The following is a 16,374-nucleotide window of genomic DNA, read 5'->3' on the forward strand; positions in this document are numbered from 1 at the left end:
CGATGGGAGCGGAGCGTAAACGGTCACCGAGCGGTCACCGAGCCGCGCTGGCTTGACGAAGAAGGCACTGCGGATGATCCTAAGTGCCTGATTCGATGGTGGGCCCATCAGGATTCGAACCTGAAACCAAGGGATTATGAGTCCCCTGCTCTAACCGTTGAGCTATAGGCCCCGCGCAGCGTCACAGTGTAGTGGAGCCTGCGCTCGATCGGCTACCCGGCAACAGCATCCGGAAAAGAAAAACCCCGCACCAGGCGGGGTTTCTCAACGCTTCAACAACCTCTGGAAATCAATCGATATCCAGGAAGCTGCGCAGCTGCTCCGAGCGGCTCGGGTGACGCAGCTTGCGCAGCGCCTTCGCTTCGATCTGGCGGATGCGCTCGCGGGTCACGTCGAACTGCTTGCCGACCTCTTCCAGCGTGTGGTCGGTATTCATGTCGATGCCGAAGCGCATGCGCAGCACCTTGGCTTCCCTCGGGGTGAGGCCGGCCAGCACGTCGCGCACGGTTTCAGACAGGTTGATGTTGGTGGTGTTCTCGATCGGGGACTCCACGTTGGTGTCCTCGATGAAGTCGCCCAGATGGGAATCCTCGTCGTCGCCGATCGGGGTTTCCATCGAGATCGGCTCCTTGGCGATCTTCATCACCTTGCGGATCTTGTCTTCCGGCATGTCCATTTCCTTGGCCAGCTCCTCCGGCGTAGCCTCGCGGCCGTACTGCTGGAGCATCTGGCGGGAAATGCGGTTCAACTTGTTGATCGTCTCGATCATGTGCACCGGAATACGGATGGTGCGCGCCTGGTCGGCGATCGAGCGGGTGATCGCCTGGCGGATCCACCAGGTGGCGTAGGTCGAGAACTTGTAACCGCGGCGGTATTCGAACTTGTCCACCGCCTTCATCAGGCCGATGTTACCTTCCTGGATCAGGTCGAGGAACTGCAGGCCACGGTTGGTGTACTTCTTGGCGATCGAGATCACCAGGCGCAGGTTGGCCTCGACCATTTCCTTCTTGGCCTTGCGCGCCTTGGCTTCACCATAGGCCATGGCACGGCTGATTTCCTTCAGCTCTTCCAGGTCCAGCTGGGTCAGCTTCTCGATGTCGATCGTCGCCTGCTGTTCGGCAATGATCTGGTCCTTCACGTCGCGCAGGGCCGACGACCACTTCTGCTTGCGCTTCAGTGCATCTTCCACCCACTCCAGGTTGGTCTGGTTGCCTTCCCAGGAACGGATGAAGTCCTTGCGCGGCATGCGGGCGGTGACGGTGGCCAGGTTCAGCACGCGGCGCTCATGGGCCTTGATCGAGGCCATGGTGTCGCGCAGCTGCTTGGTCAGCACGTCGGTCAGCGGCAGCGGCAGCTTCAGGGTGACGAACACCGCCGACATCTCTTCACGCAGGCGCGGCAGGTTCTTCTTGTCGCCCTTGGTCGCAGCCTTCTTGAAGGCATTGAAGGCGTCGCTCAGCGCCTGCATGCGTGCAGCGACTTCCTCCGGATCCGGACCGGTCGGTGCGGCTTCTTCCTCGCCACCCTCGACATCATCGTCCTCGTCTTCGTCGGCTTCGGCATCGGCATCGCTGCTGTCATCGGCAGCGGCCACCGGCGGCGCCGGCTCTTCGTCGACCAGATCGTTGAAGCCGACGATCACTTCGGCCAGACGCTTCTTGCCTTCCTTGTGGGCTTCGTAGTCGTTCAGCAGCGACTCGACCGAAACCGGGAACTGGCCGAGGGCGGCCTGGACCTGCGAAAGGCCTTCCTCGATGCGCTTGGCGATGGCGATTTCGCCTTCGCGGGTCAGCAGCTCGACGGTGCCCATTTCGCGCATGTACATGCGCACCGGGTCGGTGGTACGGCCACCTTCGGTGTCGAGCGCGCTCAGCGCAGCGGCGGCTTCTTCGGCCGCGGTGTCATCGACTTCGCGGTTGCCGGTGTTGCCGTCGTTGAGAAGCAGGGTCTCCACATCCGGCGCAACTTCATGGACATCGATGCCCATGCCGTTGATCATGCCGATGATGTCTTCGATCTGTTCCGGGTCGACCATGTCGTCCGGCAGATGGTCATTGACTTCGGCGTAGGTCAGGTAGCCCTGTTCCAGGCCCTTGCTGATCAGTTGCTTGATTTCGGATTGGGCAGGACGTTCGTTGGCCATGTAGTGCTCGCGCCACCGGCTGGGTAGGAAATAGGGAACGTAGCATTATACCAGCCCGGGGCCCCGCCTGCCGGGCGGTGGTCCCGCAGGCTCAGGGCCGGAGAAGGAAGGTCACAGGACCGTCATTGACCAGGCTGACGACCATATGGGCACCAAACCGGCCCGTTTCCACCCCTGGCGCGTGATTTTCACGACAGATCCCGACAAATCGATTGAACCCGCGTTCAGCCTCGTCCGGCGGCGCGGCGGTGGTGAAGCTGGGCCGCATGCCTGATCGGGTGTCGGCGGCCAGGGTGAACTGGCTGACCAGCAGCAGGCCGCCGCCGGTATCACGCAGCGAGCGGTTCATCTTCCCGGCCTCGTCGGCGAATACCCGGTAGCCCAGCAGGCGCTCGGCCATGCGCTGCAGCTGGGCCTCGCCGTCGCCCGGCTCCATGCCGACCAGGGCCAGCAGGCCGGGCCCGATCTGCCCCACCACCTCCTGCTCGACATGGACGGCGGCCTGGCTGACGCGCTGGATCAGGATGAGCATGGTGGTTTCCGGATGAACAGGGCCGGCCACGATAGCAGCGCCCTTGGCTAAACTGGCGCCGATGAATCCGCACCGCAAAGCCCGGCTGGTCCACCGCGCCACCACCCTGTTCGCCCGCCTGCCCTGGCCGCTGCTGCGGGCGTTCGCGCACGCCCTGGCATGGACATGGGTCCGTCTCAATGCCCGGGAGAGCCGCGTTACCCGGCGCAACCTCGAACTGGCCTACCCGGAGCTGGACGGTCCCGCGCGCGACCGCCTGCACCGCGAGCTGCTGCGCTCGACCGCCCTGCAGGCGATCGAGACCCTGCGCCTGTGGAGCCGGAAGCCGGCCGACAACCTGCGCCTGCACCTGCAGCAGCGCCACGGCGAAGCCCTGTACGACGCAGCCCTGGCCAGCGGCAAGGGCGTGATCGTGGCCGCCCCGCACTTCGGCAACTGGGAGCTGCTGAACCAGTGGCTGGCCTCGCGCGGGCAGATCGCCATCGTCTACAAGCCGCCGGAGGACGAAGCCAGCGACGCCTTCCTGCAGCTGGTGCGCGGCGGCCAGAACGTGCAGCAGGTGCGCGCCGAGGGCCCGGCCGTGCGCCAGTTGTTCAAGGTGCTCAAGGAGGGCGGCGCCACCGGCATCCTGCCCGACCAGCAGCCCAAGGCCGGAGATGGCGTATTCGTGCCGTTCTTCGGCGTGCAGGCGCTGACCATGACCCTGGTCAACCGCCTGGCCGAGCGCACCGGCGCCACCGTGCTGTATGGCTGGTGCGAGCGCATCGGGCCGGACATGGAATTCGCCCTGCACATCGAGCCGACCGACCCGGCCGTGGCCGACCCGGACCCACAGGTGGCCGCCACCGCGCTCAATGCCGGCATCGAGCGCATTGCCCGTCGCGACCCGGCGCAGTACCAGTGGACCTACAAGCGCTACACGCTGCGGCCCCCGGGCAGCGGCGAGGAAGACCCGTACGCGACCGAAGAACATCCGCATTGACGGCTATCCGGTCGCCTGCGACCGGCGGCCGCACCACGTTGAATACGACGCCGCTGCCCCCATAGAGACTGCGATGTCCGCCTCCCCCGGTCCTGCCATGACTGCTGCCTCTTCCCTGTTCGGCGATCCCGCCGCGATCCGCTGCGAACGCGCGGTGGCCGAACTGCGTGCCGGTCGCCCGGTGCTGCTCCACGACGGCCAGGGCCAGCGCCTGGCCGTGATCGCGCTGGACAGCGCCACGGCCAGCAGCTTCGCCGCGTTCGCCAGTGCTGCACGGCAACGCCATTACCTGTTCCTGACCGCCACCCGTGCCCGCGTGCTCGGCGTGGAGGCTCCGCAGGGCGCACGCCTGCCCTTGGCCGGCGTCGCCTTCGATGCCCTGCCCTCGCTGGGCTACCTGCGCGAACCCGGCCCGATGCCCGAAGACTGGAGTGCCGGCGACGCCTTCGATGCCGGCGCGGTGGAGCTGGCCCGCCTGGGCCTGCTGCTGCCGGCGATGGTGGCGGTGCGCCTGGATGCGGAGGACACGACCTTTGCGGGTGCGGCCGAAGTGGCGTTGTGCGACCTGGCCGAGGGCGCGGCACACGCCGCCCACGATTACGAACTGGTCGCCCGTTCGCCGGTGCCGCTGCGCGATGTCGGCATGACCACCTTCGCGGTGTTCCGCGGCGGCGTGGCCCAGCGCGACCAGGTCGCGATCATCGTCGGCGAACCGGACCTGTCGGCAGTGGTGCCGGTACGCGTGCACTCCTCATGCCTGACCGGCGACCTGTTCGGTTCACTCAAGTGCGACTGCGGCGACCAGCTGCGGCGTGGCCTGCGCAAACTGAAGGAACTGGGCGGCGGCGTGCTCCTGTACCTGGACCAGGAAGGCCGCGGCACCGGCATCGCGGCCAAGATGCGCGCCTACGGCTACCAGCACGACGGCCTGGACACCATCGATGCCGATGCGCAGCTGGGCTTCGGCGCCGACGAGCGCCGCTACGGCAGTGCGGTGGCGATGCTGCACGGCCTGGGCATTTCGCGCGTGGCCCTGCTCAGCAACAATCCGACCAAGGCACAGCGGCTGCGCAACGCCGGCATCGAGGTGCTGGACTGCATTCCGGTCACCGGCGAGATCACTGCCGAGAACGAGCACTACCTGCGTACCAAGGCCGATCGTGCAGGCCATCTGCTGGATGTTGACGCGCTGATCCAGGCTGCCCAGTAACGCAGCCGACCTGCTACCGTCTGCGCGGTGCGGCCAGCGCCGCCACCGCCCGCCCTGCCGCCTGACGGAGCCTGCGTGACCGACGTCGCCCCTACCGCCCCACCCACCGATGCCTGGCAGTCGCTGCCGCAACGCGCCGCGCGCCTGGCCGCACTGGAAGGCGCATTCGGCGGCGCGTTCGTGCCGGGCCTGCCACTGGCCGCAGCTGGCTGGTTTTTCGATCTGCCCGGCGGCCTGTGGACCGCCGCGATCGGTCTGCTGGCGGGCATCGCCTTCGGCGCATGGCTCGGCCGCCGGCGACTGACCCGCACCCGCTGGCGGCTGGATGCCCAGGGCCTGGGCCTGCGCCGCGACCTGATGTGGCAGCTGGAAACCCGCATTCCGATTTCGCGCGTACAGCACCTGGACCTGCGCAGGGGCCCGTTGGAACGCCGCGCCGGCCTGGCCACGCTGATCGTGCACACCGCCGGTACCCGCATGAGCGCGGTGACTGTCAGCGGCCTGGATGAAGTCGATGCCGAACGCCTGCGCGACACGCTTTCGCACCAGCTGGACCAGGACGCCGACGCCCTGTGAGCCTGCCACCGCCCCTGCCCGCATCGCTGCCTGACGGTGGCGAAGACCATCGCCTGCACCCGTGGTCGTGGCTGTTCGTGCTGCTGATGCAACTGCGCCACTACTTCCTGCCACTGGTGGCACTGCTGGTGTTCGGCCAGCGCGGCGACCGCGATCCGATGTGGGCACAGCTGATCCCGTTGTCGGCGATTGCCGCGCTGGTGCTGGTCTCGGTGCTGCAGTACCTCAGCTACCGCTACCGCATCGGCAGCGACGCGATCACCGTGCGCAGCGGACTGCTGGCGCGCAACCGCCGCGAGATCCCGTTCGCCCGCATCCACAACGTGGAAGTGCGGCAGAACCCGCTGCACCGGCTGTTCGGCGTGGCCGAGCTGCGCCTGGAGTCGGCTGGCGGCGTGCGTCCGGAAGCGGAAATGCGGGTGCTGAAGCTGGACCAGGCGCTGGCGCTGGAACGTCTCGTGCGCCAGCGTGGGCAGGCACCGCAGGCCGCCGACGCTGTCGCCACGCCTGCGGACACCGCGGCCGGCACCGAACACGTCCTGCTGCGCCTGTCGGGCTGGGACGTGGTGCGCATGGGCCTGCTTTCCAACCGCGGCTGGGCGCTGGCGGTCGCCGCCTTCGGCGTGCTGTTCCAGACCGTGCCGCGCCCGGTGATGGACGCGGCCATCCAGCGTGGCGGCCGCGAGGCATTCGGTTATGCCAGCCACCTGCACCCCGGCGTGGCCGGCGCTTTCCTGCTGCTGGCAGCGGGCCTGCTGATGGGCTGGCTGGGGCTGCGCCTGCTGTCGGTGGTGCTGACCCTGCTGCGCTATCACGGCTTCACCCTCAGCGAGCAGGATCGCCGGCTGACCGTCTCGGCCGGCCTGCTCAGCCGCACCCGCAGCAGTGTTGCGCGACGCCGCATCCAGGCCTGGACGCTGCGCGAAACCACCCTGCATCGCTGGTTCGGACTGCGCCAGCTGCGCATCGACAGCGCTGCCGGCGGCCCCTCGCGCGACGAGGATCGCGCCCTGCGCGAGCTGGCGCCGTTGGCCCCCCGCGAGCACTGCACGCAGCTGGTGCGGCACCTGCTGCCCCGGCTGCGGTGGCCGCCGGCGCAGTGGCAGTCCATCCCGCAGCGTGGATGGTGGCGGCTGTGCCTGGGCGCGCTGGTGCTGGTCCCCCTGCTGGCTGTCGCGGGCTATTGGCGCTGGGGAACGTGGGGCCTGCTGGTGCTGGCCTGGCTGCCGGTGGCGCTGCTGGTCGCGCACCGGCAGATGGCGCGCATGGGCTGGTACCTGGATGACCACTACGTAGCCGTGCGCGGCGGCTGGTGGAAGCGCTGGTGGCGCTGGGCCGAGCTGGACAAGGTGCAGGGCCTGCGCCTGCGGCGCTCACCGCTGGACAAGCTGCTGGGTACCAGCAGCCTGCAACTGGATACCGCCGGCGCGCATGGCGATGTGGCGCTCACCCTGCACTACCTGCCGCGGGCGCAGGCGCACCAGGTGATGGAGCAGCTGGCCGCAGCGCTGGCGCGGCGCACGCTGCGCTGGTAAGCAATACAGGCAGTGCCGGCCGCTGGCCGGCAACCGCAGACATTGCCGAGGTTGCCGGCCAGCGGCCGGCCCTACCGCGAGCGGAGTCGTGCATCCACGCATGGCGTGGATCCGCATCAACCCATCAGCGCTGCGACGGCCCCCAATAGCCCAGGTCCTTGCGGATCTGCAGGTCGCGCACCCAGCTGCCGAACGGCTTGCGTCGCAACGCGCCCATTTCACCGGACAGGAAATCCTCGGTGGCCGCGATCACCCGTTCGCTGGACAGGCCGTCACGGTAAGGGTGGATAGCGTCGGCATAACGCACGATCTCCGCCTGCAGCGCCGCGTCCGGATGCAGCGCGCGCTGCAGCATCGCCGGCAGCTGCAGCGGGTCGTCGAAGTCGATCATGTGCGGCTTGGGCACGCGGTTGCGGAAGGTCACCACCGGCTTGTGCTGGACGATGAACTCCGAAACGATCGACGAGGTATCCGACACCAGCACATCGGCAGCGCGCTGTGCGGCCATCACCTGTTCCGGCTCGATGAAGCGCGCATGGGCACCGGCCAGCGCGCGGTAGCGTTCGAACAGGTCCGGTGGGCACTTCGGGTGCAGTGTCAGCAGCCAGTAGCGCTCACCGGCCGCGATGTCGGCCGCGATCTGCGCATGCAGGTGCGGGGCGGCACTCAGGCGCTCGGTGAACGTCGAACCGAACAGGATCACCGGGCGCCCGCCCGCTGCTGCGCGCAGCGCGGCGCTCTCGCCACCGTCATCGCGGAACAGCGGATCCAGCTTCGGCCAGCCGGTCTCGGCCACGGCGAAGTGGCCCTGCTGGGCCGCGATCTCACGGAACGGCGCGGTGGTGGCCGGGCCCTGCGTGCAGTACAGGTCGAACATCCCGCGCACCCGGAAATGGCCGCGCGCACTGTCGCGCTTCTCCACGTTGAAGCCATGGAACAACTGCACCTTGGCCCCGGACAGGAAGGTCGGCACCCAGTTGGCGGCGCTGAACACCGCACGCGGCCGCATCGCCAGCGCCTGTTTCAGGCCGATGCTGGGCACCCCTGGCAGCTGGCTGCCGGCCGCGCCGTCCTCGAACCAGGCCGCCACCTCCTGCCCGGAGGCGTGCAAGGCCTGCGCCAACGGGGCGAGAATAGGCAGCGCATAGCGCTCCGTCGCAAACAACAGGTACCCGGCCATCATGTCCTCCACGACCGCTCCCATCGAACGGCCTCGCATCTCGGCCTGCATTATCGCGTTCAACGAGGCGGGCCGCATCGGCGACTGCCTGGCCTCGCTGGCCTTCTGCGATGAGATCGTCGTCGTCGACTCGTACTCCACCGATGCCACCGTGGCCATCGCCGAGGCCGCGGGCGCCCGGGTGCTGCAGCGCCCGTTCGACGGCTTCCGCAGCCAGAAGGACTACTGCGTCGGGCAGGCCCGCCACGACTGGGTGCTGTGCCTGGACGCCGATGAGCGGATCAGCCCGGAGCTGCGTGCGGCCATCGAACAGGCCCGTGAAGGGGGCTTCGCCGGTCATGCCGGCTACCGCTTCGCGCGCCTGTCGGAGTACTTCGGCAGGTTCCTGCGCCATGGCAACGCCTACCCGGACCGGGTGATGCGCCTGTTCGACCGCCGCCGCGGCGGCTGGCGCGGCAAGCGCGAGATCCACGAGGCAGCCAGCGTCGATGGCAGCGTCGGCACCCTGCGCGGCGACCTGATCCACTATCCCTACCGCTCCTTGCAGCAGCAGCTGGCCAAGACCGAGAAGTACGCACGGATGATGGCCGAGCACGAATTCGCGCGCGGCAAACGGGCCACGCTGGGCAAGCTGGTGCTGGCGCCGGCCTGGCGGTTCTGGCGCGGCTTCCTGTTCCGTGGCGGCTTCCGCGACGGCTGGCACGGCCTGGTCTACGCCTATGTGCGCGCCAACTACGTGCGCCAGAAGACCATCATGCTGTGGATGCTGGGCAACGGCCAGGCCGTGACTGACCCGCCGAACCCCTGATCGCTCGGCCCTGTGCGGGGCGCCGCTGGATCACGTCCCGCTGATTACCCGGTGGCGCGCGCCCTCGACGATCGACAGGCCGGTCAGCAGGCCGACCAGGGTCACGTAGAAACTGGCGGTCATCTGGTGCGCGAACATCGACTGGGTCAGGCCGCACAGTGCGTAGGTGATCACCAGCATGATGCCGGCGGCCGCCGGGCCCCGGAAGGTCGATCGTCCGCTGCGGCGATGCAGGCGCACGAACAGCCAGAGCGGGATGCCATACACCGCCAGCAACAGCAGCAGGCCAGGTGCGCCCTGGGTCGCTGCCCATTCGGCGACATCGTTGTGTGCATGCCCCAGGTGGCAACGCAACTCTTCCGGGTTCTCGCGGCAGACCGGCACGCGCAGCATCGCGCTGTCGAAATGACCGATGCCCACCCCCACCAGCGGATGGTCGAGGAAAGTCTGCCAGGCCACCTGCAGGCGCTCCACGCGGGCCCCGGCGGACGAGTCGCTGTCGCCCAGTTCCATCCGCTGCACGTCACTGTGCAGCTCGCTCAGGCGGACCTGGTGGCGCAGTTCCGGTACCGACAGCAACAGGGTCGCACCGATCGCCAGCATGCCGGCCAGCACCGACAGGCGCGCCGCGCCGGTGCGCCAGCGCAGGCTCAGCGCAAGCACCACCAGCAGTGCCAGCAGGGCGGCAAACACACCGCGGCTTCCAGTCAGCACGATGGTGCCGCAGCCAGCGGCCATGCCAAGGATCACCAGCGACCAGCGCCGCGACGGGCGGCAGAACACCAGCAGCACCATCAGCACCATCACGATGTCGGCCAGCACGATGGCGTTGGTGAACAGGTCCGCGCGCGGGGCGCCGCCCAGCACCTGCCACAGCGACATTACGAAGGTGGCGAGCAGGCCGGTCAACGCGCCGTACCAGAGCCAGCGCAGGTTGGGACGCAGCGCGCACACCCACAGCGCGATCCACGGGATCACCACGAACCGCGATCGGTTGTCGACGTCACGCAGGCCCTGCTCGAACAGCAGCACCGACAGCAGGCCGAGCGCCAGCACCGCCAGCATCAGCCAGGCCAGCACTTTCACCGGTTGGCCCGCCATGCCGCGCGCGCGCCACAGCAGCTCCGGCGCCAGCAGGGTGCTGAGCAGCAGCAGCAGGCCGTACGGCAACAGGTTGATCGGCACGGTCAGCACCAGGGCCGGCAGGCAGAACAGGCCCAGCTGGGCCAGGCCGTGGGCCACCCCGTGACGCCCGCCGGCGGGAACGCCCAGCGGATCGCCGGCCATGAGGTTCAGGTTGTCCGGTGAAGCTGGCACGTCGGGAAGTATCGCTGCAATCGGCTGGAAGAACGGGAACGGCCGATGCAGGCCATCCCGGCCTGCTGTTTTACTGCCTTTGGCCACGCTTGGGCAGACTGGACAAGCAGGAAGGGGGCGGGCTAGTCATGTTCCTGCAGACGCCGTTCACGTTCCCGCTCCTCTGCGGTGACCACGCAGGGCACCTTCACCGCCGCTACCGGCACCAGCCACCAGCGCCGGCGGTTGGCCACGCCAGCCAGTTCGGAGCGGTTGCGGTCGATGCACGACAGCATCGCGTATTCATGGACCAGCAGCCAACGGCGATCGGGCGCCAGCCGCTGCCAGCGCGTGGCCGCCAGGAGCTGCTCGTCCCAATCGGTCTCGAAACCGAAGGTCGCCGCAGGGCGATCGGCCAGCAGCAGATGCTGTTCCTTCCAGGCCACCAGTCCCAGCTCGGCATCGGGGGCCAGGCGCGCGCCGACCGTGCGCATCAGGCCGCGGGCGGAACTGGAATCGTTCAGCAACGGGTAGCCGACCAGGCTGTACAGCACCCAGACCATCGCCAGGGTCGATACCAGCGCATGCTGCCGGCGGCGGCCACAGGCCAGCAGGCTCAGGCCGCCCCACAGGCCCATCGCCAGGATCGTCCAGGCCAGTGCATTGACCGCCCCGGGTGCCAGCCCGCGGCTATGGGTCAGGCGCAGCTCGAAGGCCGGGTCGCCCACCACCGCCATCGCGCCGGCCACGGCCAGGCCCAGTGACAGCAGGCCGGTGAACAGCCCCACCACGGCCTGCACATCGCGCCGCTTCAGCAGCCCCGGCAGCAACGGCGCCAGCGCCAGGCAGAACATCGGCAGCGCCGGCAGGATGTAGACATCGCGCTTGCCATCGGGGATCGAGAAGAACAGCACCACCATCAGCCACCAGGCCAGCGGCAGCAGATAGCGCGCGTCGCGGCGGCGCAGCCGGCGGCGCCAGGCCGGAATCGCCCAGGGCAGCGCCAGGAAGGCGGGGATCCACATCAGCGGCATCGTCGCCAGGAAGTACCAGCCGGGCTGGTGGTGGTCCCACGAATGCGTATAGCGCCGCGCCGTCTGCTGGAACAGGATGTCGTCCATGTACGCGCGGTATTCGTCCGAGCCGGTGGCAAAGCCGGCCAGCAGCATCGGCGCCAGCCACAGCGATACCGCCAGCAGGAACGCCAGCGGCGCCAGCCAGAAGCGCACGTCGCGCGCATGCAGGCTTACCCGGGGCCACTGCAGCGCCGCGGCGATCGCCGCGGGCACGATCATCAGCAGGGCCAGCATGCCCACGCCCTTGGTGATCACGCCGATGCCGGCGAAGAACCACCCCAGCCACCACCAGCGCCACGCCGGCCCCAGCAGCAGGTGGCGCAGCAGGCCATAGTTGGCCAGGGTGATGAACAGCAGCAGCAGGGGATCGATCTGCGCCTTCTTCGCCTGGAAGGTGAACTGCAGCGCGAACAGCAGCGCCCAGCCGGCATACAGCCCCACCCGCCGCGTCCACAGGCGCCGGCCCAGATCGACCACGCACCACAGCGTGCCCAGCGCCGCCAGCAGCGACGGCAGCAGGAACGCCACGCGCCACTGCCCGACCAGCCCATACAGCGTGGCCTGCCACCACATCAGCATCGGCGGCTTGTCCGAGTACAGCTCGGTGCCGCGGTGCGGGAACAGCCAGTGGCCGCTGTCGATCATCTGCTTGGCCACCAGCGCGAAGCGCGGTTCGTCCGATGGCCACGGATCACGAAGGCCCAGCCCGGCCCCCAGCACCAGCAGGGCCATCACCACCAACAACCACGTCTCGCGCGATGCGCGGGATCTCAGCATGGGACTCGCAACGTCAGCAGGGTCAGGCTGTTTTTAGCAGACGCGCGTAAAAGAATCCGTCAGCATCGCTGTCACCGGGCAGTCGCTGGCGCGCAATGCCCTCGCAGTCCAGGCCGAATCTGTCATCCAGCGGCTCTGCCACCGCGTCCGGATGCCATTTCAGGAAGGCCCTTACCTGATCGATGTTCTCGGCACGCAGGATCGAGCAGGTGGCGTACAGCAGCACGCCGCCCGGGCGCAGCATCGACCAGCAGGCCTCCAGCAGGCGGGCCTGCACGCCGACCAGCGCATCGATGTCCTCGGCGCGGCGATGGAACATCACGTCCGGCTGGCGACGGATCACGCCGGTGGCCGAACACGGAGCATCCAGCAGGATCGCGTCGAACGGCGTGCCATCCCACCAGGCACCGGGGTCGCTTGCATCGGCCACCCGGGTCTGCGCGCCTTCGCCCACGCCGGTGCGGGTGTAGGTGTCGCGCGCACGCGCGAGGCGGCGCGCGTCGATATCCAGCGCCAGCAGGCGCAGGCCCGGGTCACGTTCCAGCAGGTGCGCCGACTTGCCACCGGGCGCCGCGCAGGCATCCAGCACGCGGGCGCCGGCCGCCGGCGCCAGTGCGTCGGCGGCACATTGCGCCGACAGGTCCTGCACCGACAACGCACCGTCCGCGAATCCCGGCAGCTGGTTCACCGCGATGGGCGCCGCCAGGCGCAGCGCGTCGGCGCTGAGCGGGCTGGCTTCGGCGGCAATGCCGGCCTCGGCCAGCGTGGCCAGCGCCTTGTCACGGCCCCCCTGCTGGCGGTTGGCACGCAGCCACAGCGGCGCCGGCTGCAGGCTGGCAGCAAAGATCGCCCCGGCCTGCGCCGGCCAGTCACGCTCGATGGCATCGGCCAACCACGCCGGGAAGGCGTCACGCGCAGGCTGCTCCGGGAAACCCTCGCGCTGCGCGCGGCGCAGGATCGCGTTGACCAGCCCGGCCTGGCGTTCACGGCCCAGCGCGCGGGCGGCGTCGACCGTGGCCGACAGGGCCGCATGCGCCGGCAGTTCCAGCACGTCCAGCTGCGCGAAGCCCACCATCAGCAGCGTGCGCAGGTCGGCGTCGCGCGCCGACAGCGGCTTCTGCATCCACGACTGCAGGGCCGCGTCATAGGTACTGCGGCGGCGCAGGACCGCAAAGCACAGTGCTTCCAGCAGGGCGCGATCGCGGCTGTCGGCCAGCTTGGGCAGGGCCCAGGCCAGTTCCGCCTTCAGCGAGCGGCCACGGGTGAACACCTGCGCCAGTACGCGTGCGGCCAGCATGCGGGTGGCCGCGCCCGGCGCCGCCTTGGCGACGGAGAAATCATTCTGCTTCGACACCGCTTATGCCCCCACGTGCAGGTCGCGGCGTGCATTGAGGTAGTCGGCGGCGGTGATCGCCTTGCCGCCTTCGCGCTGCAGCGTGCGCAGGCGCAGCACGCCCTGGCCGCAGGCAATGTCGATGCCGTCGCGGCTGGCCGCCAGCACGGTACCCGGCGCCTGGCCATGGGCCACGTCCAGCGCCACCGCGCCATGGATGCGCACGCGCTCGCCGGCCAGCGTGGCCTCGGCGATCGGCCACGGGTTGAAGGCACGCACGGTGCGCGCCAGCGCGTCGGCGTCCTGCGCCCAGTCCAGCCGGGCCTCGGCCTTGTCCAGCTTGTGCGCGTAGGTCACGCCCTGCTCGGGCTGCGGCCGCGCGATCGGCTTGATGCCGGCACGCAGCAGGCCCAGGCCATCAGACAGCACCTGTGCACCCAGTTCGGCCAGCTTGTCATGCAGCTGGCCACCGGTATCGGTCGCCGCGATCGGCAACGGCTGGTGCAGCAGCACCGGGCCGGTGTCGAGCCCTGCCTCCATCTGCATCAGGCACACGCCGGTCGTGGGGTCACCGGCCTGGATCGCGCGCTGGATCGGCGCGGCACCACGCCAGCGCGGCAGCAACGACGCATGCACGTTCCAGCAGCCGTGGGTCGGGATCGCCAGCACGGCCCTGGGCAGGATCAGGCCGTAGGCGACCACCACCATCAGGTCCGGCTGCAGGTCACGCAGCTGCTGCTGGGCAGCCGGGTCCTTCAGCGATTCGGGCTGGTAGACCGGAATGCCGCGGGCCACGGCCTCAAGCTTGACCGGCGACGGCGCCAGGCCACGGCCACGGCCGGCCGGGCGGTCAGGCTGGGTATAGACGGCCACGACCTCGTGGTGGCGCGCCGCAGCGCGCAGCGACGACACCGCGAATTCCGGCGTACCGGCAAAGACAATCCTCATGGCTACCCCACTTGCAGGATGGATTCGTGCAGGAAAGAAAACGGCGCCGTCGGCCGGCGCCGTAGAGCCCGCGCGCGTCGCGCAGGCACGGGCCACCCGAAGGGCGGCCCGGATCGGCGATCACGCCACGTGCTTGCGCTGCTTGGCCAGCTTCTTGCGCACCATCTCGCGCTTGAGCGGCGACAGATAGTCGATGAACAGCTTGCCGTCCAGGTGGTCCATCTCGTGCTGGATGCACGTCGCCAGGACTTCACCCGCCTCCAGCTGCTGTTCCTGGCCGTTGCGGTCCAGGTACTTCACGGTGATGGTGTCGGCACGGGTCACGTCGGCGAAGATGCCCGGCACCGACAGGCAGCCTTCCTGGTACACCCGGCCCCCTTCCTTGGCGACGATTTCCGGGTTGATGAACACATGCGGTTCATTCTTTTCTTCGCTGACGTCGATGACCATGAAGCGCTTGTGCACGTCCACCTGGGTGGCGGCCAGGCCGATGCCGGGCGCGTCGTACATGGTCTGGAACATGTTGTCGATCAGTTCCTGGAAGGCCGGCGTGGTGACTTCGGCGGCTTCGATCAACGCAGCCTTGGTACGCAGGCGCGGATCGGGGAACTCGAGAATGGGGAGAAGGGCCATGGCTGTTTCCGGGTAGGGGGCCGGCACGCCGGCATACGTCGCAGATTCTAGCTCCAACGCTTGCCTTGCGCCCCGGTTTCTGGACTATAGTGCGTGGACCTGTTGGGGAATCAGGGCTTCACACCTATGTTGCTTCGTTTTCGTACGGTCGTCGCCGCGGCGATGCTGACCGTGGCTGCCTATGCTACCGCCGTGGAAGTGAATGGCGGGCACCCGGACACCTATGTGGTCCGAAAAGGGGATACGTTGTGGGATATCGCCGCGCGTTTCCTGCAGAAGCCTTGGCTGTGGCCGGAGATCTGGCAGGCCAATCCGCAGATCGCCAACCCGCACCTGATCTATCCCGGTGACGTGCTGAGCCTGGCCTACCTGGACCGGGTGACCGTGTCCCAGGCCGGTCCGCGCCAGGAGGCCCCGATCGACGCCATTCCGCTGGCCCAGGTCGAGCCGTTCCTGAAGCAGCTGAGCGTCGTCGACAGCATCAAGCAGCTGCCCTACGTGGTCGGCCTGGAGGACAGCCGCCTGCGCGCTGCGGGCGGTGACACCGTCTACGTGCGCCTGGCCGATGCCCAGGTGGGCCAGCGCTGGGCCGTGGTACGCCCGACCGTGCGCTACGCCCAGCCCAAGCCGACCGAGGACCTGACCGCCAATGGCGACGTCACCCCGGGCAGCGGCAACCTGTGGAAGGCCTACAACGCGCCCAACGCGCGCCGTGGCGTGCTCGGCTACGAGCTGGCCCAGGTCGCCACCGGCACCATCACCCGGATCGCCGGCGGCCAGGTCGAGGCCTCCACGCTGGTGCTGGACAAGAACGTCGGCGGCCGCGAAGTGCGCGCCGGCGACCGCCTGGTGCCGATCGAGGCGCGGCCGTACGACCTGCAGTTCGTGCCCCACGTGCCCGCTGCCGGCGTCGAGGGCGTGGACGTGCGCGTGCTGGCCGTCACCGACATGTTCAACGCCGGTGGCCCGCGCGACGTGATCGCGATCTCGGCCGGCCGGGCCCAGGGCGTGGACAACGGCACCGTGTTCTCGCTGTGGCGCCCGGGCCGCCATGTGGCGCACCGCATGAAGTACCCGACCTCCTCGCGCATGGACGATTCGCTCAGCACCGGCGCCGGCCGGGTCTCGCTGCCGGACGAATATGCCGCGCATGCGATGGTGTTCCGTACCTTCGACAACGTCAGCTATGCGCTGGTGATGCAGGGCGTGAAGCCGGTGCAGGTGGGTTACAACGCGCTGCACCCGGACGCAAAGTAGAGTCGGCTGCTTTTCGTCCAGATGCTCGAGAACGCCCGCGCTGGGCGCGATGCTCGACTGACAGTCGACCCTGCAGGGCGCTCCGGCA

Annotated in this window: 14 protein-coding genes and 1 tRNA gene; 6 read left to right on the forward strand and 9 right to left on the reverse strand. The window is 68.8% G+C overall.

The features are described from left to right. Positions 1-96 precede the first annotated feature (96 nt). The 3 genes from AC5P9C_RS08640 to dtd all read right to left on the reverse strand — a co-directional run bounded on the left by AC5P9C_RS08640 (position 97) and on the right by dtd (position 2,675). Positions 97-172: transfer RNA gene (locus AC5P9C_RS08640), tRNA-Ile, on the reverse strand. Positions 173-289: 117 nt separating this feature from the next. Further along, a complete protein-coding gene (gene rpoD, locus AC5P9C_RS08645) occupies positions 290-2,143 on the reverse strand; it encodes an RNA polymerase sigma factor RpoD (RefSeq protein WP_049470997.1) in 1,854 nt (617 codons plus the stop codon). A gap of 91 nt (positions 2,144-2,234) precedes the next feature. Next, entirely contained in the window at positions 2,235-2,675 is a 441-nt protein-coding gene (gene dtd, locus AC5P9C_RS08650) for a D-aminoacyl-tRNA deacylase (protein WP_343542310.1), read from the reverse strand. Between the two features lie 61 nt (positions 2,676-2,736). Between dtd and AC5P9C_RS08655 the strand changes: the two genes are divergently transcribed. The 4 genes from AC5P9C_RS08655 to AC5P9C_RS08670 all read left to right on the forward strand — a co-directional run bounded on the left by AC5P9C_RS08655 (position 2,737) and on the right by AC5P9C_RS08670 (position 6,978). Continuing rightward, the gene (locus tag AC5P9C_RS08655; RefSeq protein WP_343542308.1) at positions 2,737-3,657 is read left to right on the forward strand and encodes a lauroyl acyltransferase; all 921 of its coding nucleotides are present in this window, start codon (positions 2,737-2,739) and stop codon (positions 3,655-3,657) included. Positions 3,658-3,730: 73 nt separating this feature from the next. Beyond that, the gene (gene ribA, locus AC5P9C_RS08660) at positions 3,731-4,867 is read left to right on the forward strand and encodes a GTP cyclohydrolase II RibA (protein WP_049470990.1); all 1,137 of its coding nucleotides are present in this window, start codon (positions 3,731-3,733) and stop codon (positions 4,865-4,867) included. 75 nt (positions 4,868-4,942) lie between these two features. Then, a complete protein-coding gene (locus AC5P9C_RS08665; RefSeq protein ID WP_049470988.1) occupies positions 4,943-5,443 on the forward strand; it encodes a PH domain-containing protein in 501 nt (166 codons plus the stop codon). Next, on the forward strand, positions 5,440-6,978 hold the full coding sequence (locus AC5P9C_RS08670) for a PH domain-containing protein (protein ID WP_150827084.1): 1,539 nt from the start codon (positions 5,440-5,442) through the stop codon (positions 6,976-6,978). The genes AC5P9C_RS08665 and AC5P9C_RS08670 overlap by 4 nt, the downstream gene beginning before the upstream one ends. A gap of 124 nt (positions 6,979-7,102) precedes the next feature. Here the strand turns inward: AC5P9C_RS08670 and AC5P9C_RS08675 are convergent, their stop codons facing one another. Further along, positions 7,103-8,161 carry a CDP-glycerol glycerophosphotransferase family protein gene (locus AC5P9C_RS08675; RefSeq protein WP_057493872.1) on the reverse strand — a complete coding sequence of 353 codons (1,059 nt, stop codon included), beginning with the start codon at positions 8,159-8,161 and terminating at the stop codon, positions 7,103-7,105. Between AC5P9C_RS08675 and AC5P9C_RS08680 the strand changes: the two genes are divergently transcribed. Then, entirely contained in the window at positions 8,160-8,966 is an 807-nt protein-coding gene (locus tag AC5P9C_RS08680; protein WP_343542300.1) for a glycosyltransferase family 2 protein, read from the forward strand. The genes AC5P9C_RS08675 and AC5P9C_RS08680 overlap by 2 nt on opposite strands. A gap of 30 nt (positions 8,967-8,996) precedes the next feature. Here the strand turns inward: AC5P9C_RS08680 and AC5P9C_RS08685 are convergent, their stop codons facing one another. The 5 genes from AC5P9C_RS08685 to def all read right to left on the reverse strand — a co-directional run bounded on the left by AC5P9C_RS08685 (position 8,997) and on the right by def (position 15,029). After that, positions 8,997-10,253, reverse strand: a complete 1,257-nt coding sequence (locus AC5P9C_RS08685; RefSeq protein ID WP_478437286.1) for an O-antigen ligase family protein — start codon at positions 10,251-10,253, stop codon at positions 8,997-8,999. 152 nt (positions 10,254-10,405) lie between these two features. Beyond that, entirely contained in the window at positions 10,406-12,115 is a 1,710-nt protein-coding gene (locus AC5P9C_RS08690) for a glycosyltransferase family 39 protein (protein ID WP_343541034.1), read from the reverse strand. A gap of 22 nt (positions 12,116-12,137) precedes the next feature. Next, entirely contained in the window at positions 12,138-13,469 is a 1,332-nt protein-coding gene (gene rsmB, locus AC5P9C_RS08695; protein WP_049470979.1) for a 16S rRNA (cytosine(967)-C(5))-methyltransferase RsmB, read from the reverse strand. A gap of 3 nt (positions 13,470-13,472) precedes the next feature. Then, a complete protein-coding gene (gene fmt, locus AC5P9C_RS08700; RefSeq protein WP_049470977.1) occupies positions 13,473-14,396 on the reverse strand; it encodes a methionyl-tRNA formyltransferase in 924 nt (307 codons plus the stop codon). Between the two features lie 120 nt (positions 14,397-14,516). Next, positions 14,517-15,029 (reverse strand): peptide deformylase, encoded by a 513-nt coding sequence (gene def / locus AC5P9C_RS08705; protein WP_049470976.1) that lies wholly within the window; start codon positions 15,027-15,029, stop codon positions 14,517-14,519. A 126-nt stretch (positions 15,030-15,155) separates the two neighbouring features. On the opposite strand from def, the gene AC5P9C_RS08710 reads away from it, so the two are divergent. Continuing rightward, entirely contained in the window at positions 15,156-16,286 is a 1,131-nt protein-coding gene (locus AC5P9C_RS08710) for a LysM peptidoglycan-binding domain-containing protein (protein ID WP_053461515.1), read from the forward strand. Positions 16,287-16,374: the final 88 nt, after the last annotated feature.

The sequence above is a fragment of the Stenotrophomonas sp. YJH_SMC_10 genome (assembly GCF_059371555.1).